The following is a 25,885-nucleotide window of genomic DNA, read 5'->3' as shown; positions in this document are numbered from 1 at the left end:
GCCCGTTTTCGGCTGGAAGTGCCCATTTTTGCTCAATCCGGGCTCAAGCCTTTGCCATCAGGCGTTCCACGCCTATCTTGAGGCCATGACAGTCCATTTCCCGTTCCAGAACTCCTATTCGGCGCTGCCGGACAGCTTTTTCGCCCGTGTCGCACCGACGCCGGTGGCGGCGCCCCGGCTCATCAAGCTGAATCGGCCGCTGGCGATCCAGCTAGGGCTCGATCCAGATGTGCTGGAGACCCCTGAGGGCGCCGAAATCCTGGCGGGCAAGACGGTTCCCGCCGGCGCCGATCCCATCGCCATGGCCTATGCCGGCCACCAGTTCGGGCAATTCGTTCCGCAGCTGGGCGACGGACGGGCGGTCCTGCTCGGCGAGGTCATCGACAAGGATGGCATCCGCCGCGACATTCAGCTCAAGGGCTCGGGACCCACCCCGTTCTCCCGCCGCGGCGACGGTCGTGCCGCGCTCGGGCCGGTGCTGCGCGAATACATTGTCAGCGAAGCGATGTTCGCGCTCGGCATTCCGACCACGCGCTCACTCGCTGCCGTCGTCACCGGCGAGCACGTCATCCGCGAAACCGCGCTGCCCGGCGCGGTGCTGACCCGTGTTGCCTCGAGCCACATCCGCGTCGGTACCTTCCAGTTCTTCGCCGTCCGCCGCGACACCGATGCCATTCGCCGGCTCGCCGACCATGTCATCGCGAGGCACTATCCGGAGCTGCTCGGCGCCGAGCGGCCCTATCACGCGCTGCTCGGTGGCGTCGTCGCGCGCCAGGCCAATCTGGTCGCACGCTGGCTGCTGGTCGGCTTCATCCACGGCGTGATGAACACCGACAACTCGTCGATATCAGGCGAGACCATCGATTACGGTCCGTGCGCTTTCATGGATTCCTATAATCCGGCGCAGGTGTTTTCCTCGATCGACGAGATGGGCCGCTACGCTTATGCCAACCAGCCGCGCACCGCGCTGTGGAATCTGACTCGGCTGGCCGAATGCCTGCTGCCGCTGTTCTCCGACGATCAGGAAAAGGCGGTCGCCGAAGCCCAGGACATTCTCGGCGCCTTCTCCGAGACGTTCAGCGACACCTATCAGGCGGGCCTGCGCAAGAAGGTCGGCCTGTTCACGGAGCGCGACGGCGACGACGCGCTGATCCAGGACCTGCTGGATGCCATGGCCAAGAACCAGGCCGACTTCACCCTCACCTTCCGCAAACTCGGTGACGCAGCTGGCGATCCAACTGCCGACGATGCACGCGCGCAATTCATGGACCCCGCGGCGTTCGACGAGTGGGCCAGGCGCTGGCACGATCGCACGGCGCTTGAGCCGCAGAGCGCAGCCGAACGGCAAGCCGCCATGCACGCCGTCAACCCGATCTTCATCCCGCGCAACCACCGCATCGAGGCCGTGATCCAGGCCGCGGTCAACGATGACAACTACGCGCCGTTCGAGGAATTGGTGAAGGTGCTGGCAAAGCCGTTCGAGGACCAGCCGGACTACGCCGCCCACGCCGATCCCCCGCTGCCGGACCAGCGGGTGCTGCAGACGTTCTGCGGGACGTAACGACAAACTCGGTGCGTAGGGTGGATTAGCAAGGCGTAGCGAGCCGAGCTTGTGGACGCCTGGCGCCACCGGAACCGCTGTCATCAAACTGAAACACTCGCGCTCTAACGGCCTGTCAGGGCCGCCTTGCCGGAGGCGTCCATCCTCCAAGGGTCCTGACAAGCGCGACATGCCGTTCAAATTCATCCACGTCACCGACACGCATCTCGCGAATCCCGGGCTGAAGCTGTATGGCCTCGACCCGCGCGCCCGACTGGACGCTGCGATTGCCGACATCAACGAGCATCAGTCCGATGCGGCTTTCGCGGTCGTGACCGGCGACCTCACCCATTGGGGCGAGCCGGAATCCTACGCCAATTTCGCAGACGCAATGTCCGCGCTGAGAATCCCGTACATCGCCATGGTCGGCAATCACGACCGCCGCGTCAGCTGCCTCGATAGCCTGAAATCCGCCCCGCGCGATCCCAACTGCTTCGTGCAGGGCACACGCACCACCGAGCACGGCCTGTTCGTCTTCCTCGACACGCTGGACGAGACCAGCCACGCCGGCGAGATGTGCGCCAAGCGTCTCGGCTGGCTCGCGAGCACGCTCGCGGCCGCGCCGGCGGACATGCCGTTCGTGGTCTTCATGCATCATCCGCCGTTCCCGGTCGGCGTGCACGCCATGGACGAGATCGCGTTGAAGCAAAGCGCGGAGTTCGCCGAGGTGATCGCGCCCTACCGATCGCGCATCCGCCACCTCTTCTTCGGCCATGTGCACCGGCCGATCTTCGGCAGCTACGGCAAGATCCCGTTCTCGACGCTCCGCGGCACCAATCACCAGGTCTGGTTCGAGCTCGACGCCGCCGCGGCCGAGCATCTCGCCAGCCATGAGCCGCCGGCCTACGGCGTGGCGCTGATCGACGGCGAGAACCTGGTCGTGCACAGCCACGACTTCCTCGACACCAGTCTGCGCTTTCCCTTCGAGCCACCGGCGGGAGTGGACGGCCGCGACTATGCGCTCAAGTTCCCGGCGCGATGAGATGAGCTTCGCAGAACCCGCGGCTCTCCCGGTCGCGGCCTCGGCGCCGCCGCGCCTGCATATCCTGAATCGGTTTTCTCACCGCTTCAAAACCTCGCTGCAGGCCTATCTCCTGCTGCTGCCCTCGCTCGTCTTCCTCGCGCTGTTCACCTATGGTGCGATGGGCCGCGTCCTCGTCGACGCGCTCTATCAGCGCGCCACGCCCAGGGCGCCGGTCCGTTTCGTCGGTCTCGACAACATCGCAGCGGTGCTTGCGGACTCCGCCTTCACCGGCGCGGTCGTCAACAATCTCGTCTATGCCGTCGGCACCGCGGTCCCGAGCATCGCCCTCGCATTGCTGTTCGCGCTGGCGCTGTCGCGCACCAACGCCGTGACCAGCGCGCTGCGCGCCGCGCTATTCCTGCCGGTGCTGATCCCGATGGTCGCGGCCTCCGCGCTGTTCCTGTTCGTCTTCCTGCCCAATGTCGGGCTGCTCGACTATTACATCGGCGGCCTGCTTCCGGTGCTGCCGAACTGGCTCGGCGATTCCGACATCGCGCTTTATGCGATCATGGTCATCACGATCTGGAAGAACGCGGGTTATTACATGCTGTTCTTCCTGGCCGGCCTGCAGGCAGTGCCGGAAGATGTCATGGAAGCCGCGCATCTCGACGGCGCCGGGCCGTACCAGCGGCTGCGCCACATCATCCTGCCGGAGCTCAAGCCCACCTTCCTGTTCGTCACGGTCATCGCCACGCTCAACGCGGTCACGCAGGTCGACCATGTCTTCGTCATGACCAAGGGCGGGCCGTCCAACGCGACCAATCTCGTGCTGTTCTACATCTACCAGCAGGCGGTCGAGCATTACGACATCGGCAAGGCCTCGGCAGCGACACTGCTGACGCTTGCGGCGCTGATGGGCCTCACCGCGCTCTCCTTCCGGGCGATGGCGAACCGCGAGGGCGGCGCATGAAGCTGATCGACTGGCTGCTCAAGGACGCCCCGCTCGCGACCCGCCGTGAGATCACGCCAAAGCTCGGCTTTGCGCTGACCGTGCTACTCGCGGTGGTCTGGCTGATCCCGTTCCTGTGGATGGGCGTGGCGACGTTGCGTCCGGCATCCGAAGGCATCAATCTGATGGCCGAGCTGATGCCGAGCCTGAAGCCGACGCTCGACAACGTCAGGGACGCCTGGGAGATCGGTGATTTCCCACGCTACGCCCTCAACACCATCATGATCTGCACCGGCATCCTGCTGGTGCAATTCGTCACGATCACATTGGCGGGCTTTGCCTTTGCGCGGCTCGACTTCGCCGGAAAATCGCTGATCTTCTACCTCTTCCTCATGCAGCTGATGCTGGTGCCGGTGCTGTTGATCGTGCCCAATTTGAGCCTGGTGGCGCAGCTCGGCCTCTACGACACGCTCACCGGCGTGATGATGCCGTTCTTCGCTTCCGCCTTCGGCACCTTCCTGATGCGGCAAGCGTTCGAGGCTATCCCGACCGAGCTGGAAGACGCTGCCCTGATCGACGGCGCCAGCCTGCTCCAGCGCATCCGCCACATCTACGTGCCGCTGTCGATGCCGAGCTTTTCCGCCTTCGCGATCATCTCGGTCACCAGCCATTGTAACGACTTCCTGTGGCCTCTGATGGTGATCAATTCGCCAGACAAGCGGCCGCTCACGGTCGGACTCTCGGTGTTTACCGCGACCGCCGAAGGCACGCAGGCCTGGGGCACCATCGCCGCCGGCACGCTGATGGTGATCGCACCGCTGCTCGTCACCTTCCTGATCTTCCAGAAACGCTTCATCAGCTCTTTCGTCACCTCAGGCATCAAATAGGAGATTTCTCGATGCTGTTTTCCCGCAGGCTCATGCTTGGCCTTGCCATTGCAGGCACTTTGGCAAGCGCCCTCACCTTCCCGGCGCTGGCCGAAGGCCCGACCGAGATCGACCTGTTCTTCCCCGTTCCTGTCGACGGCAAGCTCGCCCGCGACATGGGCACCCTGATCAAGGAATTCAACGACACTCATCCGGCGATCAAGGCAACCGCGGTCTACACCGGCTCTTATGACGACACGCTGATCAAGACGCGCGCCTCGATCAAGGCCGGCAAGCCGCCGGCTGCCGTGATCATGTCGGCAAACTTCCTGCTCGATATGCAGATCGAGAACGAGCTCACAAACCTCGATCCCTTGATTGCCGCCGACGGCACCACCAAGGAGCAGTTTCTGGGCCAGTTCTTTCCGGCGCTGCAGGGCAACGCGGTGATCAACCGCTCAGTCTACGGCGTGCCATTCCATAATTCGACGCCGCTGCTCTACATCAACGCCGACAAGGCCAAGGAAGCGGGCCTCGATCCGAGCAAGCCGCCGCAGACCTGGGCTGAATTGACCGACTGGGCCAAGAAGCTCACCAAGCGCGAGGGTGACAAGGTGACCCAATGGGGCATCGCGATCCCCTGCGCCTACGACTATTGCGGCTGGATGATGGAGACGCTCACCATGAGCAATGGCGGGCGCTATTACAACGAGGAGTTCGGCGGCGAGGTCTATTACGACACGCCCTCGATGCTGGGCGCGCTGACCTGGTGGAACGACCTCGTCACCAAGCACAAGGTTCACCCGCCCGGCGCCACGCCCGGTCCGGCCGTCAGCACCTCCTTCATCTCCGGCAATGCCGCGATGATGATGCTCTCGACGGGCTCGCTCACTTACGTGCGCGACAACGCCAAGTTCGCCTACAAGGTCGCTTTCATCCCGCGCAACGTCCGCAACGCCGTGCCGATCGGCGGCGCCTCGCTGATCGTTCCGGCCGGCCAGGAAGCCGACAAGCAGAAGGCCGCCTGGATGCTGATCAAGTGGATGACTTCGCCCGAGAAGAGCGGCTGGTGGAGCCGCGCCACCGGATATTTCGCGCCCAACATGGCCGCCTACAAGACGCCTGACATGGTCGAATTCCTGAACAAGAACCCGGACGCCAAGACCGCCGTCGAGCAGCTCGACGTCGCAAAACCGTGGTTTGCGACCTACAAGACCGTGCCGGTGCGCAAGACGCTGGAGGACGAGGTGATGCTGGTTCTCAACGGCAAGAAGCAGCCGAAGGAGGCGCTCGTCGCCGCCCAGAAGGCCGCCGACGAGACGCTGAAACCGTACAATGCGGAGACATCGCTGAAGCTGCCGTAAGGCCGGCTGCAACCGTCAAACGAACGTCGGCGCTCCGCCATGCGGAGCGCCGAATTCGTCTGGACGGGCCGGTTCAAACCGTCACCACGATCTTGCCGAATTGCGTGTTCGACTCCAGGAAACGATGCGCTGCGACGATGTCCTCGAACCGGAACGTTCTGGCGATGATCGGCTTCAACGTCCCATCCGCCAGGCCATCGAGGATGAAAGCCTTGGCCTTCGCGAGCCGCGCGGGCTCGCGGGTGATCTCGTGCACGAGATAGCCGCGCAGCGTCAGGCTTTTGGTCAGGACGTTGAAGAGCGGAAATGGCGTCGGCTCGGGGCTGAGCCCGCCATATTCGATCAGGATGCCACCCGGCGCCATCGCCGCGGTCAGCGGCTCGAATGCAGGACCGCCGACCGCGTCAAACACGACGCGGACGCCGTTTGAACCGGCAACCTCCGCGAGCCGCGCTCCGGTGTCCTCCTCGTCCGCGGCGATCACGTGGGCAGCGCCGGCATCGCGCAAGGCGCGCCGCTTGGTGGTGGTTCGCGTCAGCGCGACCGGGACCGCGCCGATCCGGTTCGCGATCTGGATGGCGGCAAGCCCGACGCTGCTTGATGCCGCCGTGATGGCGACGACGTCGCCTCGGCCAAGTCCGGCGATATCGACCAGCCCACCGTAAGCCGTCAGATACTGCATCCACACCGCAGCCGCCGCCTCGAAGCCAAGCTCGGGCGGATGCTTGACGACGAGATCGGCCGGAAAATTCGCGAGTTCGGCGTAGGCCGGCCATCGCACCATCGACAGCGGCGGCACGATGCTGACGGCGTCGCCCGGCACAAAGCCGTCAACGTCCTCTCCGACCGCCTCGACGATGCCCGCCGCCTCCAGACCCAGGCCCGACGGAAATGTCGCGGTCTCGATATAGGTGCCCGTTCGTAACAGCGCTTCCGCGCGGTTGAGACCAAGGGCCCTGACCCGAAGCTGAACCTCTCCCGTTCCCGGCGGTGGGACGTCGACCGTCTCGATGTGCAGCACTTCGGGACCGCCATGGCGATGAAAGCGAACGACGCGGGCCACGGATACACTCCAAAACAGTTGAACTGAATGGAGCTATGCCGAACCCACGGAAGCGGATAAACCGCCGAATGGTGCGAACAGTCGAAACCAGGAGTTTGCAATCATGGACCGCCTGACCAGCATGGCCGTGTTCGTCAGGGCCGTCGACCTCGGCTCGTTCGCGGCTGCGGCCGACGCCCTGGAGATTTCAGGCCCGATGGTCGGCAAACATGTGCGCTTCCTCGAAGAGCGGCTCGGCGTCCGCCTCCTCAACCGCACCACCCGACGCCAGAGCCTGACAGAGGCGGGCCAGGCCTATTACGAGCGCTGCCGCGCCGTACTCAGCGAGGCCGATGCCGCCGACGCCGTCGTTACCGACGAGCTCTCCGAGCCGCGCGGCCGGCTGCGCGTCACCATGCCCGCCCTGCTCGGACGGCACTGCATCGCGCCCTCGCTGATGAAGCTCGCGCGGAAATATCCGCAGCTCGAGCTCGACCTCTCATTTGGCGATCCGATCGCTGACATCATTGAGGCCGGCTACGATCTTGCGATCCGGACCGGCGATCTCGACGACCAGTCCGGCCTGATTGCGCGGCGCATCGCAAGCCAACGCATGGTGGTGTGCGGCGCGCGCTCGTATTTGCGCGCCAACGGCAAGCCGAAATCGCTCGACGATCTCGCTGCACATCAGGCGATCATCTATCGCCGCTCCGGTCGCGTGCGGCCTTGGCTGTTCCCGCAAGAGGACCAGCCGCAGCGCGAGATCATGCCGGCCGGCAGGCTCAGGCTCGACGATCTGGAGGCGATCGTCGATGCCGCCGCGCAAGGTATGGGGCTAGCCTGGCTGCCCTACTGGCTGGTTCGCGAGCGCATCCGCGCCGGCGCTCTGGTCAGCCTCTTCGACGGCCAGCCCGCATTCCTCTACGACTGCCACGCGCTGTGGCCCCGCTCACCCCGCATGCCGCCAAAGGTCCGCGCCGCCGTGGACATCCTCGCCGGGGCCTTGCCGAAGCTGATGACATGAAGCCGATGACCTGCTGGAGGTGTGCGATCGATCCTGTCATGCTGGCACGATGAGCACAGATGTCTGGGACCAAATTTACACCGTCAACAAATATTACGACGGACCAGAACTTGGCGTTGCCGACTATCTGGGAAAGCCGCACGTCTACGAAAGGCAGTTCGACGCGGAGAGAGACGACTACTCGTCGCGCTTCCTGCTGAGCCCTATCGATCCGGATTTGCTTTCGTTGGTGCTGGAGGATTGGGAGATCTGGCTGCGGTGGGAAAGTGCGTATCGGCAGGGCAAGACCCCCCACAAAACTCACCCCGCCCTGCCCGAGGAACGGCAACGCCACGACGAACTCACGAGACTGATCGGCGACCGCCTCAAGGTTGATCCCGAGCACGGCCTCAGCAAATGGGCCCGGTTCAGATCCGAAAAAGTTCAATGGGTCGACGGCCCGACGGAGCCTTTGGCGGGGGCGCCTGACTAGTCCCCCCGAGCGCCGTTAACTCCCCGTCCACCATTCAGTCCGGGCCGCCGCCGGTAACCACGACAATTAACAGACCATCAACGCAACCCAGACAAGTCTAGCAATGTTTCTGAGGGGTTTTTGCCGTGGATCTGTTGGTTTTCGAGTTCCTGGGGCTGGCGCTGGTCGCCATGTGCGTGATCGTGGTGGCACTGCCTTGTGCGCGCAAACCCTCCCGGCGGGTCCGCTACGAATAGGATTTTCGTCGGAAAATGCGATTCCGGCCCAAATGCAAGGCTCGAATTCGCTTCGAGCCCCTTGACATCACAGCGCTTTCGGCAGAACGGCTGATGGACTTGTCATGGGCCGTTCATGGATTTGATTACCACCACCGCTGACCTTGCGGCTGCCTGCAGCCGGCTGGCCAAGCACCCCGTCATTACCGTCGATACCGAGTTCCTGCGCGAGACCACCTATTACCCGCTGCTGTGCGTGGTGCAGATGGCCAGCGCCGAGGAAGCGATCGTCATCGACACCCTGGCTGCCGGCATCGACCTCAAGCCGTTCTTCGAGCTGATGGTCAACGAGGCCGTGTTGAAGGTGTTCCACGCCGCCCGCCAGGACATCGAGATCATCTGGCATCAGGCGGGCATCATTCCGCACCCCGTGTTCGACACCCAGGTCGCGGCCATGGTGCTCGGCTACGGCGACAGCATCGCCTACGACGCGCTGGTCGAGAAGGTCACCGGACACCGCCCGGACAAGACTCATCGCTTCACCGACTGGTCGCGCCGGCCGCTGACCAAGGAGCAGATGCACTACGCCGTGTCCGACGTCACGCATCTGCGCGACGTGTTCGCAGCGCTCGATGCCGACCTCAAGAAGCGCCGGCGCAGCGAATGGGTCTCGATCGAGATGGAGGTCCTGACCTCGCCCAAGACCTACGACTTCCACCCGGAGCGCGCCTGGGAACGGCTCAAGACGCGGGTGCGCAAGCCCAAGGACCTCGCAGTCCTGATGGAGGTCGCCGCCTGGCGCGAGCAGGAGGCGCAGAGCCGCGACGTGCCGCGCGGCCGCGTGCTGCGCGACGAGGCCGTCAGCGACATCGCGACCCACGCGCCGAATACGATCGAGAAGCTCGCAAACCTGCGCTCGGTGCCGAAGGGTTTTGAAAAATCCAAATGGGGCGCCGACATCGTCGCCGCCGTCGAGCGCGGGCTGGCGCGCGATCACGCCACGCTGCCGAAGCTGGAAAAGCCGCGCAACAACAACAATGGCGCCGCGATCGTCGAGCTGTTGAAGGTGCTGTTGCGCATGACCGCAGAGCGCCATGCGGTCGCCAGCAAGGTGATTGCGACCGTCGACGATCTCGAGGAGATCGCGGCCGACGACGAGGCCGACGTGCCGGCACTACGCGGCTGGCGCCGCGAGCTGTTCGGCGAGGCCGCACTGAAACTGAAGCGCGGCGAGCTGGCGCTGGCGGTCGAGAAAGGCCGCGTGATCGGGGTTCAGCGGGCGGAATAGCCCCCGATCCCTCGCTCTCGCTACATCGTCATTGCGAGCGCAGCGAAGCAATCCAGAATCTTTTCTCGGATTCAGTCTGGATTGCTTCGTCGCTTCGCTCCTCGCAATGACGAGGTGAAAGCTGAAAGCTCCTTCTACGCCGGCGTCAGCTTCGCCACTTCCGGCTTCATGTCGTCCAGCACACCTGAAATCGCCGCGATCAGTTCGTCGATCTGAGCTTTGGTGACGATCAGCGGCGGGCAGATGGCGATGGCGTCGAGCATGTTGCGCGAGATCACGCCGCGCTCCTGCAGCATGCGGCTGGCCATGCCGCCGACGGCGCCCGGCGTCGCCGCCGCGGTCTTGCGCGCCTTGTCCAGCACCAGTTCGATCGCAGCGATCATGCCGACACCGCGGACCTCGCCGACCAACGGATGGCTGGTGAGTTCACGCAGCTTGCCTTGCATGTAGCCACCGAGCTCGGCGGCATGCGCAACCAGGCCCCGCTCCTCGATGATTTTCAAATTCTCCAGCGCAATCGCCGAGCCGACGGGATGGCCGCCCGCGGTGAAGCCGTGGCCGAGCACGCCGATCTTGTTGCTCTCGTCGGCGATCGGCTCGAACATGCGATCGTTCATCATGATGGCCGACAGCGGAAAATAGCTCGAGGTGATCTGCTTGGAGACCACGATCGCGTCGGGCTTGATGCCGTAGGTTTCGCAGCCGAACATCTTGCCGGTGCGGCCGAAGCCGCAGATGACCTCGTCGGCGACCAACAGGATGTCGTACTTGTTCAAAACCTTCTGGATCTTCTCCCAATAGGTCGCCGGCGGCACGATGACGCCGCCCGCGCCCATCACCGGCTCGCCGAAGAACGCCGCGATCGTGTCCGGGCCTTCCTTCTGGATCAGCGCATCGAGCTCCTCGGCCCGCCGCGTCGCGAAGGCTTCCTCGCTCTCCCCGGGGGCGCCGTCCTTGTAGAAATGCGGCGAGCCGGTGTGCAGGATGTTCGGGAGCGGCAAGTCGAAAGAGCGGTGGTTGTTCGGCAGCCCGGTGAGGCTGGCGGACGCAATCGTGACGCCGTGATAGGCGCGCATCCGGCTGATCACCTTCTTGCGCTGTGGCTGGCCGAGCGCATTGGAGCGATAGGCAATCAACTTCAGAACGGTGTCGTTGGCCTCCGAGCCGGAGTTGGTGAAGAAGACCTTGCTCATCGGCACCGGCGACAGCGCCACCAGCTTCTCGGCGAGATCAATCGAGGGCCCGTGCGATTTGGCGGAGAAGGTGTGATAGAACGGCAGCGCGAGCATCTGCTTGTGCGCGGCTTCGACCAGCCGCTTCTCGTTGAAGCCGAGCCCGACGCTCCACAAGCCTGCCATCGCCTCGAAATAGCGCTTGCCCGAGGCGTCGAACACGTAAGGGCCCTCTCCGCGTTCGATCACCAGGGGACCGGCCTGCTGATGGGCGCGCGCGTTGGTGTAGGGATGGAGCTGATAGGCCACATCCCGGGCCTCTTGCGAATTGGGCAGCATGGACATTTGCAGGCATCCTTGAAAGCGTCACGTCGCCGGCGCGGCCAGCGTCATCACTCGATGATCCAGCTCCTTGGCTATTGCCACCGCGCAAAACTTGCAACGTCAATTCGTCGGCAGCAAGCGCTCAGCAGCGTTGCACAAAGCCGCACATCGGGCAGCTGTCACGCCGCGCCGTCGTCATTTCCATCGCTATCGCCGGCAGCGGCCTCCCGCACCTCCACCAGCGCCATCGAGAGCAGATACACCGTCGTGGGCAGACCAAGACGGCGCGCCGCCTCGGCGGCACGCGACAGGTCGCTTGCCAGCTCCTTGAGCTGATCTCCCCGTGACAATGTCCCACTCCATCCGTCGATCGCGGCCGCCTACACCGCAACGGCGCCGCTGGTTCTGATCAGTTCGGCGCTGGACTGGATTGTAGCAAAATTCCCGATCACATTCACTACCGCATGCTTGTAGGCGGCAGCATCGCCGGTCCCCGGCTGCCGGCAGGCCACCGCGTCGGCCACTACCTGGAAGCGATGACTGCGGTGAAACCCGTCGATGGCGGTGGCCAAGACAGTTTCGTCCAGGGAAAAACCCGCGAGCACGCAACGGACATTGCGGATATTGGACATGTAGTCCACAAACCGCGCCGAACTGTAGGCCGACGGCAGCGGGTGCTCGAACGTCATTTCTCCAGGCCGCGGCTTCGCCTCCGCGATCCAATCGGTCAGCTTGGATGCCGGATTGAACCAGGCCGCCTGTGCGATGCGCTTTAGATGCATCACTGGCCAGAGATTGTCGCGCCAGAACGTCAACAGTTCCACGCAGCGCGCTGTCGCGGCGTCGCCGTCGAGGATGACGTGGCGACGGCCGGGGGTCAGATATTCGACCTGGAGATCCGCGCAGACCAGGATCGGCGGATCGTCGGAGATGGAAACCAGCATGTTTTTGCGCGCAGCTGCACCAGTTTCAACGGCCAGCGAGCGCGACGTCCCGCAGCGGCGACGTCACGGCCCGTCCTGCCGAGGCGTCGAGCACGCCCGGCCGGTCCCAATCGCCCTCGGGGCGGATGATCACGTACGGATCGCTGTCCAGCGTAATGGCATCCGGGCCCGGTTCGATCTCCAGCAGCATTTCCGTGTAGGAGAAGTCGGAGAAAGTGATCTTGCGATTGTGGCCGAGCGGCTTGGCGCCGAAATGGGCCCAGAAATCGACCAGCCGGTCCTGCGCCTGGCCGTAGATCTTGCGAAAGCCCTTGCGCTTCACATAGTCGACGCTGGCCTGCACCAGCTTGAACGAGACCCGCGAGCGCCGATATTGGTGCCGCACCGCAAGTCGTTCGACCTTGGCGAAATCGCCGAAGAACCGCACTCGCAGACAGCCCGCAGGCTCGTTGCCGACATAGCCGATGAAATGCGCGGCGACCATGTCGTTGCCGTCGAACTCCTCGTCGAACGGGCAATCCTGCTCGGCGAGATAGACGGCCGAGCGGATCGAGGTGACCAGCATGAGATCGCTGAGATCGCGTGCGAGGCGAATGGTGATGGCGCGGGAATCGGGCTTCGCGAGAGGAATCCTAGTACCGTGCATCTGCAAAACTCCTTGCTTGAATGATCGCGCCCGGCATGCGCATCGGCTGCCGATTCCAAGGCCGCTCGTAGCACCAGAGGTCGGGTTGGAAGCTTGGAACAGGCTCGAATCCCGTCGCCTTCATGATGTCGCGTCCGGCCACGGTTGACGGCTGCGCATAGCAATCCGCGTTGCGAAACCTTAGCTGCCTCAGATGAGCCGCGGCCTTGCCGAGACCGGCGACGCCGCGCCCCGTCGCCGCGATCGCCCAGATGTAGATGGCGGAAACGTCTTCCTTCGCGGACGCGAGATGGCGCGTCTCCGGCGCGGTGAGGCAGATCTCGTCGAGCAGCAGCGCATCATGCCCGCGATCGTTGAGAAACAGGAAGGCCATGCCGCCGACGAGGTTACCCTTCCGGCTGAAAGTCAGGATGCTCTCGGGATCGAAGGCGAAATATTTTGCAAGCTCCGCCGCCCCGATCCGGACGCCCGGCACCAGCCGGTGCGCCAACTGCGAAAGCGCGGCGATTTCGGAAAATTGGGCGCGACGGACGTCGACATCCGGACTGAGCGGCAATGCGTCGAAATCATGCCTTGCGGCAAACGAGCCCCTTTCAATACCCATGTCACCCCTCTATCGTTCGCGGCTTTCGTACCCCGCTATGACCAAGAGCTTAGCGGCTGGGGATCAGGCGTATGCAGCAGTTATTGCACCGGGGTGCTGCGATGATGCAGCACCGTGAAGAAGCCCTGGAGATGTCCTGGGACGATTTGAAACTCTTTTTAGCTTGCGCAAAATATAAAAGCTTCCGCAACGCCGCCGAGGAGCTCGGGCTCACCTCCACCACCCTGATGCGCAGGATCGACCGGCTTGAAGAGAGCATCGACTGCAAGCTGTTCCTGCGCGACCAGAGCGGGCTCACGCTCAGCGACGAAGGCAGCGCGATGATCGCCGACGTCGCGCATATGGAGCGTCATGCCTTCAACGTGTTCCGGCGTGCTTCGCGATCGTCGAACGACATGTCAGGCACCGTGCGCGTCGCGGTGACGGAAGGCCCCGGCAATTTCTGGATCCTGCCGCGACTGATCGACTTCCAGAAGACCTATCGCAAGATCACCGTCGATCTGCGCTGCGCGATGGAACAGGCCGACGTCGCGCGGCTCGAATCCGATATCGCGATCCAGCTCGAGCCGCCGACCAATCCCGATCTGATCGTCGCCAAGCTCGGCCGGCTGCACATCTATCCCTTCGTCTCCAAGGAGTACGAAAACCTCTACGGCGTGCCGGCGAGCCTGGCCGAGCTGAAGAACCATCGCATCATCAAGCAGAGCGCCCCGCAGGTCGACGACGGCGCCTACGCCCGCGTGCTCGGACTGAAGTCGCTCGAGGGCATCGTCGGGATCAAGACCAATTCTTCGGTCGGCGTGCTCTATGCGGTGGAGCGCGGCGCGGGCATCGGGTTCCTGCCGACGGTCTCGATCGCGCTCGGCGCCCCGCTCGTTGCCGTCGATCTCGGCGTCAGCCACCACGCCGATCTCTGGCTCACCTATCACAAGGAGTTCCGCGCCTCCGAGCGCCACAAGATCGTGGTCGATTGGCTGAAGAAGATCTTCGATCCCAAGATCCATCCCTGTTTCCGCGACGAGTTCATCCACCCGAACGCGCTGGCGCCGATGATGACGGCCGCGCGCGAGGGCTTTGGATTGACGGGTTATGTCGCGGCAATGCCGACTTGAAGCTTGAACATGATCTCTTCGGAAAACCGCTTCGCGATTTTCCAGATCCCGCTCTGGGTAGAGGTGGGCAGGTTTCGCCTCACCACCGATATTCGAAGCCGACCGTGCCCTGGTGCGACGTCAGCTCGCTGCGGAACTTGCCGTCATAGTTGACGTAGAGCCGCGCCGTGTTGGTCAGGCTGAGCGAGGCCGAGGCGCCGGCATCCATGCCGTAGCGGCTCTCGCCGATGCCGGGCACGACGATGCTCTGGGTCCCGAGGCTGACCTGCACCGATCCCAGGTTCTGATGGACATTGTCGACGAACTTGCCGTAGGCGGACAGGTCCAGGATCTTCTGGTCGAAGATGAAGTAGCGTCCGATCTCGGCCCCGATCATGACGCGCGCGCGAGAGAGCGCCGTCGAGCCGACATTGAGTGGATCGAGGCCGCCAACCTCCTGGAACGCGACGCTGGTGGCGCGGACATATTCCAGTGCGCCCTTGGGCACGATGCGCAGCTGGTCCTTGGTCCAGTAATAGCTGATCTCGCTCAGCGCGCCGTCGACTGCGGCGCGATAACCCGCGGTCGCAAGGCCCAGGCCGGTATCCCGGCTGGAGCGGACCTTGCCGAAACCGTGCACCAGCGCGAAAGCCCAGGTCCACGGGCCCTTGTCGACGGAGCCGCTGAAGCCGAGTTGCGTCAGGTCCAGCGTCGCGGACTGGAGCGCGAGCGGCACGTCGATGTCGGTGTGGCTCTGGTCGACGGAGAAGCCGAGATTGACGCCCGGTGCGAGCCGCGCGCCAAAGCCTGCGACACCCCCAAAGGTCTTCCGCTTGTCGCCGACAAAGTCTCCTTGCGCATCGGTCCGGACCGAGATGCCGTAGCCCTCGAACCAGGTGCGGTAGCGCGGATCTTCCGCGCCGGCCGATGCGCCGCCGCCGCCGGGATTGGTCCGGAACGCCCGGCTGACGCCGCCAGATGCCTGGTTGCCGAGCCGCTCCAGGAAGTTCGACCCGAGATTGAGTGCGCTGTTGCCGGCCGATCGGTCGTAATTGGTGGAGGTGGCCGACGGCGTGGGAGGCGGTGGGGGTGGCGGTGGCAGCGGCGGGGCGACCTGAGCGAGAACGGGAGCAGCCGTCGTCACCAAGCTAAGCACGATGGCACTCGCGACCTTGGCCGCCGTCCGACGAACCCGGTCTCCGCCAATCACCCGCCGCGTCCCGGAAAGCTGCAATGTGCAGCGCATGACGATGAATCCCAAAGCAAAATGGCGGCGCGCAAAAATGCAGCACGCGCCACACTGCGTGCGACGATTTGTGCTGAACTGCCCCCGAGGGTCAATCGGTCCAGACCTCATCGCCAAGGCGATTGCCCTCGATTGTGGTTCCCCGGCCACAGGTCGTAAATTGCAGATGACGACCCCGGGCCCGGACTTGAAATTCGCGCGTGGCTTGCTAACGGGCGATTTTCATGTTGCAATATCGGACACAATCGGAATTGGCCGCTCGACTGTGCGTTTCGCGACATTGAGACTCAAGACTCGAACAGACTACCGGAAGCCCGTTTGTGGCGTGGCACGCGAAAAGCGGCCGCGTCGTTTTTGTATCTAGCGGAGGAGACTGAGGATGCCGCAAAAGGGCACCGTCAAATGGTTCAACCCGACCAAGGGATATGGGTTCATCAAGCCGAACGGCAGTGACAAGGACGTCTTCGTCCACATCTCCGCCGTCGAGCGCGCCGGACTCTCCACCCTCAATGAAAACCAGGTGGTTGAATACGACCTCGTGGAGAACCGCGGCAAGGCATCCGCGGAGAACCTCAAGGTCTCCTGACTTCTCTCGCGGTCTGCGCAAGAGATCATGACGTTGCCCCCGGCTCTGCCGGGGGTTTTTGTTTTGGGGATGAGACGTATTTCGTGCGACGGCGCTTCACCGCACCAACGGCGCAACCAGAAAATTCTCCAACGGCCCGCTGCCCGCGGTCTTGCACACGTCGCCCTCGATCCGGACCTTGCCGGTCGCGAGCAGGCTCAGTGCTGCGGGATAGATGCGGTGCTCGACCTCGAGGATACGCTCCGACAGCGTGTCCGCCGTGTCGTGGTCGCTGACGGGAACCGCGCCCTGCATCACGATTGGGCCGGCATCGGTCTCGGGGATCACGAAGTGCACCGTCGCACCAGACAGCTTGACGCCGGCGCGCAAGGCCTGGCCGTGCGGGTCGAGACCGGGGAACGACGGCAGCAGCGAGGGATGGATATTGAGCATCCGCCCGTACCAGGCCTTGGTGAATTCGGCCGTGAACAGGCGCATGAAGCCGCCGAGGCAAATCAGCTCGATGCCGTGCTGATCGAGCGCTGATTGCAGCACCTTCTCGAAGCCGGCGCGGTCCTTGCCGAACGGCTTGCTTTCGATCACCAGCGTCGTCACGCCGCTCGCTTTGGCCCTTTCCAGCCCCAGCGCATCGGCCTTGTTCGAGACGACGAGCGAAATCTCCGCCGGAAAATCCGGCGCGGCCGCGCCCTTGATCAGCGCAGCCATGTTGGAGCCACGGCCGGAAATCAGGATGGCGACGCGGCGTTTCATCACAGCGCCGGTCATTACAGCGCCAGGTCGAGATGGCCGTTATAGACGACGCGGTGCTCGCCCTCAGCCGGGATCACGGTACCGAGCTGTGCGACGGTCTCACCGGCGTCAGTGAAGATCTCCACGACCTCGTCGACCTTGTCCGGCTCGACGATCGCGATCATGCCGATCCCGCAATTGAAAGTCCGCAGCATTTCGAGCTCGGCGATGCCGGCTTGGGCTGCCAGCCATTTGAACACCGGCAGCACCGGCAGGCGCGCCAGATCGATACCGACGCCGAGATGGTTCGGCAGCACGCGCGGAATGTTGTCGGTGAAGCCGCCGCCGGTGATGTGGGCAAGCCCCTTCACCGCGCCGGTCTCGCGGATCGCGCGCAGGCAGGATTTGACGTAGAGCCGCGTCGGCGTCAGCAGCGCGCCGCCGAGCGTCATGACTGGCGCAAACGGCGCCTGCGCCCCGAAGTCGAGGCCGGATTGTTCCACGATCTTGCGCACCAGCGAGAAACCGTTGGAGTGCACACCCGACGAGGCGAGCCCGATCACGGCATCGCCGGCGGCGATGTCCTTGCGCGGCAAGAGCGTGCCCCGCTCCGCGGCGCCGACGGCAAAGCCGCCGAGGTCGTAGTCGCCGTCCTTGTAGAGGCCGGGCATCTCGGCCGTCTCGCCGCCGATCAGGGCGCAGCCGGATTCGCGACAGCCTTCGGCGACACCGGCGACGATCGATGCGGTCGCCTCCGGATCGAGCTTGCCGCAGGCAAAATAGTCCAGGAAGAACAGCGGCTCGGCGCCCTGCACCACGAGATCGTTGACACTCATGGCGACGAGATCGATGCCGATCCCGCCATGCAGGCCGGTCTCGATCGCGATCTTGACCTTGGTGCCGACGCCATCGGTCGCGGCCACCAGGATGGGATCCTTGAAACCGGCCGCCTTGAGGTCGAACAGGCCGCCGAATCCGCCGATTTCGGCGTCGGCGCCGGCCCGCGCGGTTGCGCGCACCATTGGCTTGATCAGGTCGACCAGGCGGTTGCCCGCGTCGATATCGACGCCTGAATCGGCGTAAGTGAGGCCGTTTTTGCGGTCGGTCATGCCCGATTTCCAGTGGGTTTGCGGCTGGTTACGTCGAATTCCGGGGACGCGCAATGGCTCGCATGGCGCGCCTCCGTATACTATGTAGAGATATCAACCGGTTCAGCCTCCAAAGGGCCGAATTCGAGGTCAGGCCGGGTGCCGGGAAGCGCCGTGTGAGTATACCGAACATCATTACTTTGGGCCGCATCATGCTGGTCCCGATCATCGTCTGGGCCATCGTGTCGAGCCAAATGGAGGTGGCGTTCGCCGTCTTCCTGATCGCCGGGATCAGCGACGCGGTCGACGGCTTCCTTGCTAAGCGCTTCAACATGACGAGCGAGCTCGGCGCCTTGCTCGACCCGCTCGCCGACAAGGCGCTGCTGGTCTCGATCTACATGGCCCTGGGCATCTGGGGCGCGATTCCGCGCTGGATCGTCATCCTGGTGGTCTCGCGCGACATCATGATCGTCGCCGCCGTGATCATATCGTGGCTGTTCGACCGCCCTGTGGAGATGAAGCCCTCGAAGGTATCCAAGCTCAACACTGTGGCCCAGGTGGCGTTCGCAGCGCTGGTGCTGGCCGCCCTCGCCTTCGGCTTCAAAGCCGGTCCTTATGATATCATCCTGATGGGCCTCGTTACCGTCTTCACGCTCTCCTCCGTGTCGCTCTATCTCGTTGAGTGGTTGCGGCACATGAGCACGATCGAGGCCAAGTGAGTTGGGAAGCGGCCCCGTAAAAGGCCAACTCCCGCTCGATGAAGTCGCATCTCGTCAAACGAAGCCGGCACGCCGGCACGGAGCAAAGCAAGCGTGCCAGGCCGCGTCCATCCCCGACAATTGGCGTTTTCGCTTCCGCATGCGGAGAGCCTGAGCCGGGACAATTTCCTCGAAGGCCCCGTCAATGCCGCCGGTCTTGCGCTGGTCGACGCCTGGCCGGAATGGCCGAACCGGATCATGTGGCTGGCCGGCCCGGAAGGAAGCGGCAAGAGCCATCTCGCCGCAATCTGGGCCGAGGCTTCAGGCGCGCGCTCGACCACGGCCAATGGGCTGACCGTCGAAGCCGTCCCGGCTGCGCTCGCCACCGGCGCGCTGGTGGTCGAGGACCCCAAGGCCGGGGAATTCGACGAGCGCGCCCTGTTCCATCTGATGAATCTGGCCCGCGAGGACGGCGCCTTCGTCCTCTTCACCGGACGCGAGGCGCCCGCTTCTCTCGAGATCGAGCTTGCCGACCTGCGCTCGCGGCTCCGCGCCGTCCCCGTTATCTCGCTGCTGCCGCCTGACGACCAGCTCTTCCGCGGCCTGATCGTCAAATTCTGCGCCGACCGCCAGCTCGCGGTGGACGAGAGCGTGGTCAGCTACCTCGCCACTCGCCTGGAGCGGTCCTCGGCCGCCGCCCGACGGGCCGTCGACCTGCTGGACAGCGAGGCCCTGCGCCTCGGCCGTCCCGTCACAAGGGCCCTGGCGGCCGAGCTGCTCCGGGATGTCTGACCAAGGCGGCTTGACGCGGCCGGGCGGCGGAACATCAATGTCATCGAAACGTCATCGCTCTAACACATGCTCCCGCGGGTTTTGCGGCTAAGTCGCAAATTGGGGCGAACTGGATGGATCGACTTCTGATGGACTCTGCGCAAGCTGTTGAAATTAAAGAAAAAGCCCCGGAGGCCGAAGGCCCGCCGGCGATCGCATCGAGCCCCGAGCGGTTCATCAATCGCGAGCTCTCCTGGCTGCACTTCAACCGCCGCGTCCTGGAGGAATCGGTCAATCCCAGCCACCCCATGCTGGAGCGGGTGCGATTCCTGTCGATTTCAGCGAATAACCTCGACGAGTTCTTCATGGTCCGCGTCGCCGGCATCAAGGCCCAGGTGCGCGAGGGCATTGCCGAGCGCAGCCCCGACGGTCTGACCCCGTCCGAGCAGCTCGCGCTCATCAACAGAACCGTCTCGCAGCTTGCCTCCGACCAGCAGGCAATCTGGCGCGACCTGCGCGGCACGCTCGCCGACGAGGGCATCGTGCTGGTCGAGGGCAAGGAAGTCACCAAGGCGGAACGAACCTGGGTCGAGGACTACTTCCTCAGCAACGTGTTCCCGCTGCTGACTCCGCTCGCGATCGACCCGGCCCACCCCTTCCCGTTCATTCCGAGCCTCGGCTTCACCATCGCGCTCCAGCTCACGCGCGCCGCCGACGGCAAACAGATGAACGCGCTGATCCGCATGCCCGGCAAGATCGACCGCTTCATTCGCCTGCCGGCTGAGGGCAAGGTCGTCCGGCTGATCTCGCTGGAGCAGGCCACCGCGCTGTTCATCAACCGCCTGTTCCCCGGCTACAATCTGCACGGCCAGGGCGCCTTCCGTGTCATCCGCGACTCCGAACTCGAAATCGAGGAAGAGGCCGAGGATCTCGTCCGCCTGTTTGAGACGGCGCTGAAGCGCCGCCGCCGCGGCTCGGTGATCCGGCTCGAGATCGACGCCAAGATGCCGGAGCAGCTGCGCAGCTTCGTGCAGCACGCGCTGTCGACCGCGGACGACGAGGTGTTCCTGGTCGATGGCGTGCTCGCCATGAACGAGCTCTCGCAGCTCACCCGCCTCGACCGGCCCGACCTGGAATTCACCCCTTACGTGCCCCGCCATCCCGAGCGCGTCCGCGAGCAAGGCGGCGACATCTTCGCTGCGATCCGGCAGAAGGACCTCGTCGTCCATCACCCCTACGAATCCTTCGACGTCGTGGTGCAGTTTCTCCAGCAGGCGACGCGCGACCCCGACGTCGTCGCCATCAAGCAGACGCTCTACCGCACCTCCAGCAACTCGCCGATCGTGCGCGCGCTCGTGGAAGCTGCCGAAGCCGGCAAATCCGTCACCGCGCTGATCGAGCTGAAGGCGCGCTTCGACGAGGAGGCCAACATCCGCTGGGCGCGCGACCTCGAGCGCGCCGGCGTGCAGGTCGTCTACGGCTTCCTCGAACTGAAGACGCACGCAAAACTCTCGATGGTGGTGCGCCGCGAGGGCGGCAGCCTCACAACTTACGTCCACACCGGCACCGGCAATTACCACCCGGTAACCGCGCGCATCTACACCGACCTCTCCTATTTCACCTCGGATCCGACCATCGGCCGCGACGCTGCCCGCGTGTTCAACTTCATCACCGGCTATGCCGCGCCGAGCGATCTGGAAAAGATGGCGGTGTCGCCGCTGACCCTGCGCAAGCGCATCATCGAGCACATCCAGGGCGAGACCGCGCATGCGCGGCACGGCCGGCCCGGTGCGGTCTGGATGAAGATGAACGCGCTGGTCGACCCCGACATCATCGACGCGCTCTACGAGGCCTCACAGGCCGGCGTGCAGGTCGAGCTCGTGGTGCGCGGTATCTGCTGCCTGCGGCCCGGCATTCCCGGACTGTCGGAGAACATTCGCGTCAAGTCGATCATCGGACGATTCCTCGAACACGGCCGAATCTACTGCTTCGGCATGGGCCAGGGCCTGCCGAGCGCGAAAGCGGCTGTGTATATCTCCTCGGCCGACATGATGCCGCGCAATCTCGACCGCCGCGTCGAGGTGCTGTGTCCGCTGCAAAATCCCACGGTGCATCAGCAGGTTCTCGAACAGATCATGGTCGCGAATCTCAAGGACAATGAACAGAGCTGGCAATTGTTGCCGGACGGGTCCTCAACGCGTATGAAGACCGCGAAGGGCGAGGAGCCTTTCAACGTCCACAACTACTTCATGACAAATCCGAGTCTGTCTGGCCGTGGTAAGTCGCTCAAGGAATCCTCGCCGCGCCGCCTCACGCGCCGTAATGAACGTCATCAATCCTGATCCGGGATCGTCGACGTGAAGCGGCCGCGCAAGCGCGGCTCGAGCGTCGCGGTCATCGACATCGGCTCCAACTCGGTCCGTCTCGTCGTCTACGAGGGACTGACGCGGAGTCTGATTCCGATCTTCAACGAGAAGACGCTGTGCGGGCTCGGCCGCGAGGTGCAGAGCACGGGACTGCTTGCGCCCGACGCCGTCGACAAGGCGCTGACCTCGCTCAAGCGCTTCCGTGCGCTGTGCCGGGTGATGCAGGTCGGACGGGTGTTTGCGATTGCGACCGCCGCCTGCCGCGACGCCTCCAACGGCGCCGACTTCATCGCGAAGGCCGAGCGCATCTGCGCGGTGAAGATCGAGATCCTGTCGGGCCCGCGCGAGGCGCGGCTGTCGGCGCTCGGCGTGATCTCCGGCATCCATCATCCCGACGGCATCGTCGGCGACCTCGGCGGCGGCTCGCTCGAACTGATCGACGTGCGCAAAAACACTGTGCGCAGCGGCGTGACGCTGCCGCTCGGCGGGCTCGCGCTGCAGGACCTCGCGCATAAATCCCTGAAACGCGCCGACCGCATCGTGCGCGAAGCGCTCGACGGGGTGGCGCAGCTCAAGGCAGGGAGCGGCCGCAGCTTCTACGCCGTCGGCGGCACCTGGCGCGCGCTTGCGCGCATCCACATCATCCAGAGCGGCTATCCGCTCCAGGTGATGCACGGCTATTCGATTTCAGCGGCCGAGGCGCTCGATTTTTCGCGTCGCCTCCGCCGGCTTGCGGCCGCCGGCATGCTCGCCGACATCGAGATCGTCGCCGATGCCCGGCGCCCGCTCCTCACCTATGCCGCACTGGTGCTCGAACACATCATCCGGGTGGCGAAGCCGAAGACCATCGTGTTCTCGACCTTTGGCGTGCGCGAGGGCCTGCTGCACGAGAAGCTGCCGGAGTCCGAACGCAACAAGGACGGGCTGATCTGCGCGGCCGAGGAGCTGAACCAGCTGCTGTCGCGTTCGGCAAAGCACGCGCGCGAGCTGATCGCCTGGACCGACCGCCTCGCGCGCGTGGTGAAGCTGCGCGAGACCGAGGAGGACCGCCGCCTGCGCCACGCGGCGTGCCTGCTGTCCGACATCGGCTGGCGCGTGCATCCCGACCATCGCGGCGAGCAGACGCTGAGCCTGGTCGTCAACGGCAATTTCGGCGCGATCACCCACACCGAGCGCGCCTTCGTCGGCCTGTCCGTGTTCTATCGCTATGCGGGGCTCAGCGAGGAGAACCAGCCGCCGGTCGCCATGCAGGAGCTGCTGACGCCGGCGCAGCTCGAACGCGCCCGCCTGCTGGGCGCGGCCTTCCGCGTCGCGCATCTGATCTCGGCGGCGCGTCCGGGCGTCTTGCCTGCGACGCATTTCCGCAGCGTGGGCCGCAAGCTGTTGCTGGTGTTCGAGCACCGCCTCGGCGATCTCGTCGCGGACCGCGTCGGCAGCCGCTTCCGCGCGCTCGCCCGGCTGATCAACCGCGCCGGCTCGATCGTCCGGCGGTAGCGCATGATCCGGAAAAGCCTGAAGCGCTTTTCCGAAAAGATCATGCTCAAAAGATAGATCTACTCCGCCGAGGCCTTGGCGTGGCGCTCGGATGATTCCAGCGCGGCTGCGCTCATGCTGCGGCGGCGCCAGATGGAGCCGACGACCAGCACGACGACGACGCCGAGAACTGCGCAGAGATATTCGCCGCCTCCGCCGCCATGGGCGAATTGCGGCGGGATGCGCAAGGCGCCGAGCATGTTGTCCAGCGAGGCGCCGAACGGACCGTCGAACAGCGTGTGCAGCCTCGGCGCGATGCCGGGATCGGTCGCGATCACCTCGCCCGCGATCCAGCCGAGCAGCGCCGCGCCGGCCCACACCAGAACCGGGAGCTTTGCGAGCAGCGCCATGATCAGCGCCGCACCGGCGACGATCAAGGGCACGCTGATGGCAAGGCCGAGCACCAGCAAGGGCGCGCTGCCATTGGCGGCCGCGGCCACGGCAATGACGTTGTCCAGGCTCATGACGATGTCGGCGACGACGACGATCTGCACGGCCTGCCACAGATGCGAAGCCGACTCGACGCCGTCCTCGTCCTCCTGTTCCGGCACCAGCAGCTTTGCCGCAATCACGATCAGCGCAAGACCGCCGACCAGCTTGAGGTACGGCAGCTCCATCAGGCTCGCGACGATGCCCGTGAAGATGATCCGCAGCAGCACCGCCGCGCCGGCACCGAGGATCATGCCCCACAGCCGATGCCGCGGCTTGAGGCCGCGGCAGGCGAGCGCGATCACCAGCGCATTGTCGCCGGACAAGAGGATGTTGATCCAGATGATCTTGCCGACCGCGACCCAGAAGGTCGGTTCGGCCATCTCAACGCGGAACTGGGTGAAGAATGCCCCGATCGTAGCGGGATCGAAGATCTGCCAGAGCCAGTTCACACTACGTCCTTTCGCCGCGTCTCGTTACCTTATCGGCTGACGGATCAGCCGACGATCTCGTTGCCCGAGAAGAACTGCGCGATCTCGATCGCGGCGGTCTCCGGCGCATCCGAACCGTGCGCGGAATTCTCGCCGATCGACTTTGCGTAGAGCTTGCGGATGGTGCCGTCAGCCGCCTTGGACGGATCGGTCGCCCCCATCACGTCGCGATACTTGGAGACGGCACTCTCGCCTTCCAGCACCTGGACCACCACCGGGCCCGAGGTCATGAAGTCCACGAGCTCACCGAAGAAGGGGCGCGCCTTGTGGACCGCATAGAAGGTCTCGGCCTGTTCCTTGGTCATGCGGATGCGCTTCTGCGCGACGATACGCAGGCCCGCCTTCTCGATCACGGCGTTAACCGCACCGGTGAGGTTACGCGCGGTGGCGTCGGGCTTGATGATCGAGAAGGTGCGTTCGATGGCCATGATCTTGTCCTTGAAGAGAAAACGGTGGTTCGGAGTTGCCGGGCTTATATCGGCGCCTTCGCCATACGGCAAGCGACCGCCAAAACCGACTCGCGGGCGCTTCGCCGCAGGCCAGCGGCCCGAATTCCAAGATAGATTACGACGATTTCACCCAAATGAACCCAATCTGAAGGCCTCGTCAGGGTTTGGTTCAGCCTCGCTCGGTTAACCTCAGGTCCATCGAAACCAAAGCCTCTGCCCGAGGCGGACCGTTTCGGCGGCCTTTCCATCGACGCGATAGCCCCGCGCCGGCAGTTTTGAGGAGATCACCATGTTGAGGAAACTTTCGCTCGCCGCCGTTGCCGCGGTCGCGCTTGGTGCCGCGCTGGCACCGACCTCCGCGTCCGCTCATTGGCATGGCGGCTGGGGTCATGGCGGCGGCGGTGGCTGGCATCACGGCTGGGGTGGACCGCGCTTCTATGCCGGCGGCCCCGTCTCCTACGGTTATGGCGGCTGCTATGTGCGCCGGCTGGTCCCGACCCCCTGGGGACCCCGCTGGCGGATGATCAACCGCTGCTACTGAGCCCGACAGCACCTTTCCAAAGGTACCTGAGCCCCCCAAGGTACCTTCCAAGCGAAGCCCCGGCGTCCCCCAGCGCCGGGGCTTTGTATTCGGAGGGGGATATTACGTGGCTTCACACAATTTTTGCTAGAATGCCGCGCACTCGCCGCGAGTGGCGAAACCATTTGGGGGCCAAGGACTTGGTACCGTGTTGCTTCTTTGAGAACACGGAACCCTGCGATGGTTAGCCTTTTCGCCGACGACAGCGAGCAAATCGACCGGCGCACCAGCCGCTCGATCCGCGATGCGGTGGGCGAACGGCTCCAGCAGAGCCTGCGGCCCGAATCCAGGCTGCCGACGCACCTCGAGCAACTCCTCAATGAGCTGAAGCAGCGCGAGCGCGATTCGCACTGA

General features: G+C 64.4%; 27 protein-coding genes. 16 read left to right on the top strand and 11 right to left on the bottom strand.

Annotated elements, in window-relative coordinates; all coding sequences use genetic code 11:
- The first annotated feature begins 85 nt into the window (after nucleotides 1-85).
- The 5 genes from AC0L3U_RS26460 to AC0L3U_RS26440 all read left to right on the top strand — a co-directional run bounded on the left by AC0L3U_RS26460 (nucleotide 86) and on the right by AC0L3U_RS26440 (nucleotide 5,743).
- Nucleotides 86-1,561, top strand: coding sequence for a protein adenylyltransferase SelO (locus AC0L3U_RS26460; RefSeq protein WP_473363792.1), 1,476 nt, complete (start codon nucleotides 86-88; stop codon nucleotides 1,559-1,561).
- A gap of 169 nt (nucleotides 1,562-1,730) precedes the next feature.
- Nucleotides 1,731-2,582, top strand: a complete 852-nt coding sequence (locus AC0L3U_RS26455; RefSeq protein WP_473363791.1) for a phosphodiesterase — start codon at nucleotides 1,731-1,733, stop codon at nucleotides 2,580-2,582.
- Nucleotide 2,583: 1 nt separating this feature from the next.
- Nucleotides 2,584-3,534 carry a carbohydrate ABC transporter permease gene (locus tag AC0L3U_RS26450; protein WP_473363790.1) on the top strand — a complete coding sequence of 317 codons (951 nt, stop codon included), beginning with the start codon at nucleotides 2,584-2,586 and terminating at the stop codon, nucleotides 3,532-3,534.
- A complete protein-coding gene (locus AC0L3U_RS26445) occupies nucleotides 3,531-4,400 on the top strand; it encodes a carbohydrate ABC transporter permease (RefSeq protein ID WP_473363789.1) in 870 nt (289 codons plus the stop codon). Before AC0L3U_RS26450 ends, AC0L3U_RS26445 begins: the two co-directional genes overlap by 4 nt.
- A gap of 11 nt (nucleotides 4,401-4,411) precedes the next feature.
- On the top strand, nucleotides 4,412-5,743 hold the full coding sequence (locus AC0L3U_RS26440) for an ABC transporter substrate-binding protein (protein ID WP_473363788.1): 1,332 nt from the start codon (nucleotides 4,412-4,414) through the stop codon (nucleotides 5,741-5,743).
- A 73-nt stretch (nucleotides 5,744-5,816) separates the two neighbouring features.
- Here AC0L3U_RS26440 and AC0L3U_RS26435 read toward each other — a convergent pair whose 3' ends face one another.
- Nucleotides 5,817-6,806, bottom strand: a complete 990-nt coding sequence (locus tag AC0L3U_RS26435; RefSeq protein WP_473363787.1) for a zinc-dependent alcohol dehydrogenase family protein — start codon at nucleotides 6,804-6,806, stop codon at nucleotides 5,817-5,819.
- Nucleotides 6,807-6,909: 103 nt separating this feature from the next.
- On the opposite strand from AC0L3U_RS26435, the gene AC0L3U_RS26430 reads away from it, so the two are divergent.
- The 3 genes from AC0L3U_RS26430 to rnd all read left to right on the top strand — a co-directional run bounded on the left by AC0L3U_RS26430 (nucleotide 6,910) and on the right by rnd (nucleotide 9,784).
- Nucleotides 6,910-7,809 (top strand): LysR family transcriptional regulator, encoded by a 900-nt coding sequence (locus AC0L3U_RS26430; protein WP_473363786.1) that lies wholly within the window; start codon nucleotides 6,910-6,912, stop codon nucleotides 7,807-7,809.
- A gap of 49 nt (nucleotides 7,810-7,858) precedes the next feature.
- Nucleotides 7,859-8,281, top strand: a complete 423-nt coding sequence (locus AC0L3U_RS26425) for a hypothetical protein (protein ID WP_473363785.1) — start codon at nucleotides 7,859-7,861, stop codon at nucleotides 8,279-8,281.
- Between the two features lie 351 nt (nucleotides 8,282-8,632).
- Nucleotides 8,633-9,784, top strand: coding sequence for a ribonuclease D (rnd, locus tag AC0L3U_RS26420; RefSeq protein ID WP_473363784.1), 1,152 nt, complete (start codon nucleotides 8,633-8,635; stop codon nucleotides 9,782-9,784).
- Between the two features lie 134 nt (nucleotides 9,785-9,918).
- Here rnd and AC0L3U_RS26415 read toward each other — a convergent pair whose 3' ends face one another.
- The 5 genes from AC0L3U_RS26415 to AC0L3U_RS26395 all read right to left on the bottom strand — a co-directional run bounded on the left by AC0L3U_RS26415 (nucleotide 9,919) and on the right by AC0L3U_RS26395 (nucleotide 13,474).
- A complete protein-coding gene (locus AC0L3U_RS26415; RefSeq protein ID WP_473363783.1) occupies nucleotides 9,919-11,301 on the bottom strand; it encodes an aspartate aminotransferase family protein in 1,383 nt (460 codons plus the stop codon).
- Nucleotides 11,302-11,459: 158 nt separating this feature from the next.
- Nucleotides 11,460-11,630, bottom strand: coding sequence for a hypothetical protein (locus tag AC0L3U_RS26410; protein WP_473363782.1), 171 nt, complete (start codon nucleotides 11,628-11,630; stop codon nucleotides 11,460-11,462).
- A 30-nt stretch (nucleotides 11,631-11,660) separates the two neighbouring features.
- Nucleotides 11,661-12,224 (bottom strand): isochorismatase family protein, encoded by a 564-nt coding sequence (locus tag AC0L3U_RS26405; protein WP_473363781.1) that lies wholly within the window; start codon nucleotides 12,222-12,224, stop codon nucleotides 11,661-11,663.
- A 25-nt stretch (nucleotides 12,225-12,249) separates the two neighbouring features.
- The gene (locus tag AC0L3U_RS26400; RefSeq protein ID WP_007591919.1) at nucleotides 12,250-12,870 is read right to left on the bottom strand and encodes a GNAT family N-acetyltransferase; all 621 of its coding nucleotides are present in this window, start codon (nucleotides 12,868-12,870) and stop codon (nucleotides 12,250-12,252) included.
- The gene (locus AC0L3U_RS26395; RefSeq protein ID WP_473363780.1) at nucleotides 12,857-13,474 is read right to left on the bottom strand and encodes a hypothetical protein; all 618 of its coding nucleotides are present in this window, start codon (nucleotides 13,472-13,474) and stop codon (nucleotides 12,857-12,859) included. Before AC0L3U_RS26395 ends, AC0L3U_RS26400 begins: the two co-directional genes overlap by 14 nt.
- Nucleotides 13,475-13,545: 71 nt before the next feature.
- Here AC0L3U_RS26395 and AC0L3U_RS26390 point away from each other — a divergent pair, with 71 nt between their 5' ends.
- Nucleotides 13,546-14,586: a LysR family transcriptional regulator gene (locus tag AC0L3U_RS26390; RefSeq protein ID WP_473363779.1), complete on the top strand. Its 1,041-nt coding sequence runs from the start codon at nucleotides 13,546-13,548 to the stop codon at nucleotides 14,584-14,586.
- A gap of 79 nt (nucleotides 14,587-14,665) precedes the next feature.
- Here the strand turns inward: AC0L3U_RS26390 and AC0L3U_RS26385 are convergent, their stop codons facing one another.
- Nucleotides 14,666-15,811 (bottom strand): autotransporter outer membrane beta-barrel domain-containing protein, encoded by a 1,146-nt coding sequence (locus tag AC0L3U_RS26385; protein WP_473363778.1) that lies wholly within the window; start codon nucleotides 15,809-15,811, stop codon nucleotides 14,666-14,668.
- A gap of 379 nt (nucleotides 15,812-16,190) precedes the next feature.
- Here AC0L3U_RS26385 and AC0L3U_RS26380 point away from each other — a divergent pair, with 379 nt between their 5' ends.
- On the top strand, nucleotides 16,191-16,397 hold the full coding sequence (locus AC0L3U_RS26380) for a cold-shock protein (protein WP_007591938.1): 207 nt from the start codon (nucleotides 16,191-16,193) through the stop codon (nucleotides 16,395-16,397).
- A gap of 96 nt (nucleotides 16,398-16,493) precedes the next feature.
- Here AC0L3U_RS26380 and purN read toward each other — a convergent pair whose 3' ends face one another.
- Both purN and purM read right to left on the bottom strand, forming a co-directional pair.
- A complete protein-coding gene (gene purN, locus AC0L3U_RS26375) occupies nucleotides 16,494-17,147 on the bottom strand; it encodes a phosphoribosylglycinamide formyltransferase (RefSeq protein WP_473363777.1) in 654 nt (217 codons plus the stop codon).
- A 14-nt stretch (nucleotides 17,148-17,161) separates the two neighbouring features.
- Nucleotides 17,162-18,235: a phosphoribosylformylglycinamidine cyclo-ligase gene (gene purM / locus AC0L3U_RS26370; protein ID WP_473363776.1), complete on the bottom strand. Its 1,074-nt coding sequence runs from the start codon at nucleotides 18,233-18,235 to the stop codon at nucleotides 17,162-17,164.
- 155 nt (nucleotides 18,236-18,390) lie between these two features.
- On the opposite strand from purM, the gene AC0L3U_RS26365 reads away from it, so the two are divergent.
- The 4 genes from AC0L3U_RS26365 (at nucleotide 18,391) to ppx (ending at nucleotide 23,543) form a co-directional block, all read left to right on the top strand.
- Nucleotides 18,391-18,933: a CDP-alcohol phosphatidyltransferase family protein gene (locus tag AC0L3U_RS26365; RefSeq protein ID WP_027569696.1), complete on the top strand. Its 543-nt coding sequence runs from the start codon at nucleotides 18,391-18,393 to the stop codon at nucleotides 18,931-18,933.
- Nucleotides 18,934-19,026: 93 nt separating this feature from the next.
- Nucleotides 19,027-19,704 carry a P-loop NTPase family protein gene (locus AC0L3U_RS26360; RefSeq protein ID WP_473363775.1) on the top strand — a complete coding sequence of 226 codons (678 nt, stop codon included), beginning with the start codon at nucleotides 19,027-19,029 and terminating at the stop codon, nucleotides 19,702-19,704.
- A 128-nt stretch (nucleotides 19,705-19,832) separates the two neighbouring features.
- The gene (locus AC0L3U_RS26355) at nucleotides 19,833-22,025 is read left to right on the top strand and encodes an RNA degradosome polyphosphate kinase (protein WP_473287457.1); all 2,193 of its coding nucleotides are present in this window, start codon (nucleotides 19,833-19,835) and stop codon (nucleotides 22,023-22,025) included.
- 15 nt (nucleotides 22,026-22,040) lie between these two features.
- Nucleotides 22,041-23,543 (top strand): exopolyphosphatase, encoded by a 1,503-nt coding sequence (gene ppx, locus AC0L3U_RS26350; RefSeq protein ID WP_473363774.1) that lies wholly within the window; start codon nucleotides 22,041-22,043, stop codon nucleotides 23,541-23,543.
- Between the two features lie 59 nt (nucleotides 23,544-23,602).
- Here the strand turns inward: ppx and AC0L3U_RS26345 are convergent, their stop codons facing one another.
- A complete protein-coding gene (locus AC0L3U_RS26345; RefSeq protein WP_473363773.1) occupies nucleotides 23,603-24,463 on the bottom strand; it encodes a TerC family protein in 861 nt (286 codons plus the stop codon).
- 44 nt (nucleotides 24,464-24,507) lie between these two features.
- On the bottom strand, nucleotides 24,508-24,930 hold the full coding sequence (ndk, locus tag AC0L3U_RS26340) for a nucleoside-diphosphate kinase (protein WP_473363772.1): 423 nt from the start codon (nucleotides 24,928-24,930) through the stop codon (nucleotides 24,508-24,510).
- Between the two features lie 310 nt (nucleotides 24,931-25,240).
- On the opposite strand from ndk, the gene AC0L3U_RS26335 reads away from it, so the two are divergent.
- Both AC0L3U_RS26335 and AC0L3U_RS26330 read left to right on the top strand, forming a co-directional pair.
- Complete coding sequence (locus tag AC0L3U_RS26335; RefSeq protein WP_247286380.1) at nucleotides 25,241-25,492, top strand: sulfur globule protein precursor; 252 nt, start codon at nucleotides 25,241-25,243, stop codon at nucleotides 25,490-25,492.
- Between the two features lie 219 nt (nucleotides 25,493-25,711).
- Entirely contained in the window at nucleotides 25,712-25,885 is a 174-nt protein-coding gene (locus tag AC0L3U_RS26330) for a hypothetical protein (RefSeq protein WP_456764644.1), read from the top strand.

The sequence above is a fragment of the Bradyrhizobium sp. Kon69 genome (genome assembly GCF_055807515.1).
This window is presented reverse-complemented; position numbering and strand designations above follow the sequence as displayed.

Excerpts from the sequence above, each read along its gene's own strand:
- rnd (WP_473363784.1), top strand. The coding sequence starts at position 8,633 with ATGGATTTGATTACCACCACCGCTGACCTTGCGGCTGCCTGCAGCCGG.
- AC0L3U_RS26450 (WP_473363790.1), top strand. The coding sequence starts at position 2,584 with ATGAGCTTCGCAGAACCCGCGGCTCTCCCGGTCGCGGCCTCGGCGCCG.
- AC0L3U_RS26430 (WP_473363786.1), top strand. The coding sequence starts at position 6,910 with ATGGACCGCCTGACCAGCATGGCCGTGTTCGTCAGGGCCGTCGACCTC.
- AC0L3U_RS26425 (WP_473363785.1), top strand. The coding sequence starts at position 7,859 with ATGAGCACAGATGTCTGGGACCAAATTTACACCGTCAACAAATATTAC.
- purN (WP_473363777.1), bottom strand. The coding sequence starts at position 17,147 with ATGAAACGCCGCGTCGCCATCCTGATTTCCGGCCGTGGCTCCAACATG.
- AC0L3U_RS26440 (WP_473363788.1), top strand. The coding sequence starts at position 4,412 with ATGCTGTTTTCCCGCAGGCTCATGCTTGGCCTTGCCATTGCAGGCACT.
- AC0L3U_RS26385 (WP_473363778.1), bottom strand. The coding sequence starts at position 15,811 with ATGCGCTGCACATTGCAGCTTTCCGGGACGCGGCGGGTGATTGGCGGA.
- AC0L3U_RS26355 (WP_473287457.1), top strand. The coding sequence starts at position 19,833 with ATGGACTCTGCGCAAGCTGTTGAAATTAAAGAAAAAGCCCCGGAGGCC.
- AC0L3U_RS26335 (WP_247286380.1), top strand. The coding sequence starts at position 25,241 with ATGTTGAGGAAACTTTCGCTCGCCGCCGTTGCCGCGGTCGCGCTTGGT.
- AC0L3U_RS26330 (WP_456764644.1), top strand. The coding sequence starts at position 25,712 with ATGGTTAGCCTTTTCGCCGACGACAGCGAGCAAATCGACCGGCGCACC.
- ndk (WP_473363772.1), bottom strand. The coding sequence starts at position 24,930 with ATGGCCATCGAACGCACCTTCTCGATCATCAAGCCCGACGCCACCGCG.
- AC0L3U_RS26455 (WP_473363791.1), top strand. The coding sequence starts at position 1,731 with ATGCCGTTCAAATTCATCCACGTCACCGACACGCATCTCGCGAATCCC.
- AC0L3U_RS26405 (WP_473363781.1), bottom strand. The coding sequence starts at position 12,224 with ATGCTGGTTTCCATCTCCGACGATCCGCCGATCCTGGTCTGCGCGGAT.
- AC0L3U_RS26390 (WP_473363779.1), top strand. The coding sequence starts at position 13,546 with ATGCAGCAGTTATTGCACCGGGGTGCTGCGATGATGCAGCACCGTGAA.
- AC0L3U_RS26380 (WP_007591938.1), top strand. The coding sequence starts at position 16,191 with ATGCCGCAAAAGGGCACCGTCAAATGGTTCAACCCGACCAAGGGATAT.
- purM (WP_473363776.1), bottom strand. The coding sequence starts at position 18,235 with ATGACCGACCGCAAAAACGGCCTCACTTACGCCGATTCAGGCGTCGAT.
- AC0L3U_RS26395 (WP_473363780.1), bottom strand. The coding sequence starts at position 13,474 with ATGGGTATTGAAAGGGGCTCGTTTGCCGCAAGGCATGATTTCGACGCA.
- AC0L3U_RS26460 (WP_473363792.1), top strand. The coding sequence starts at position 86 with ATGACAGTCCATTTCCCGTTCCAGAACTCCTATTCGGCGCTGCCGGAC.
- AC0L3U_RS26445 (WP_473363789.1), top strand. The coding sequence starts at position 3,531 with ATGAAGCTGATCGACTGGCTGCTCAAGGACGCCCCGCTCGCGACCCGC.
- AC0L3U_RS26415 (WP_473363783.1), bottom strand. The coding sequence starts at position 11,301 with ATGTCCATGCTGCCCAATTCGCAAGAGGCCCGGGATGTGGCCTATCAG.
- AC0L3U_RS26400 (WP_007591919.1), bottom strand. The coding sequence starts at position 12,870 with ATGCACGGTACTAGGATTCCTCTCGCGAAGCCCGATTCCCGCGCCATC.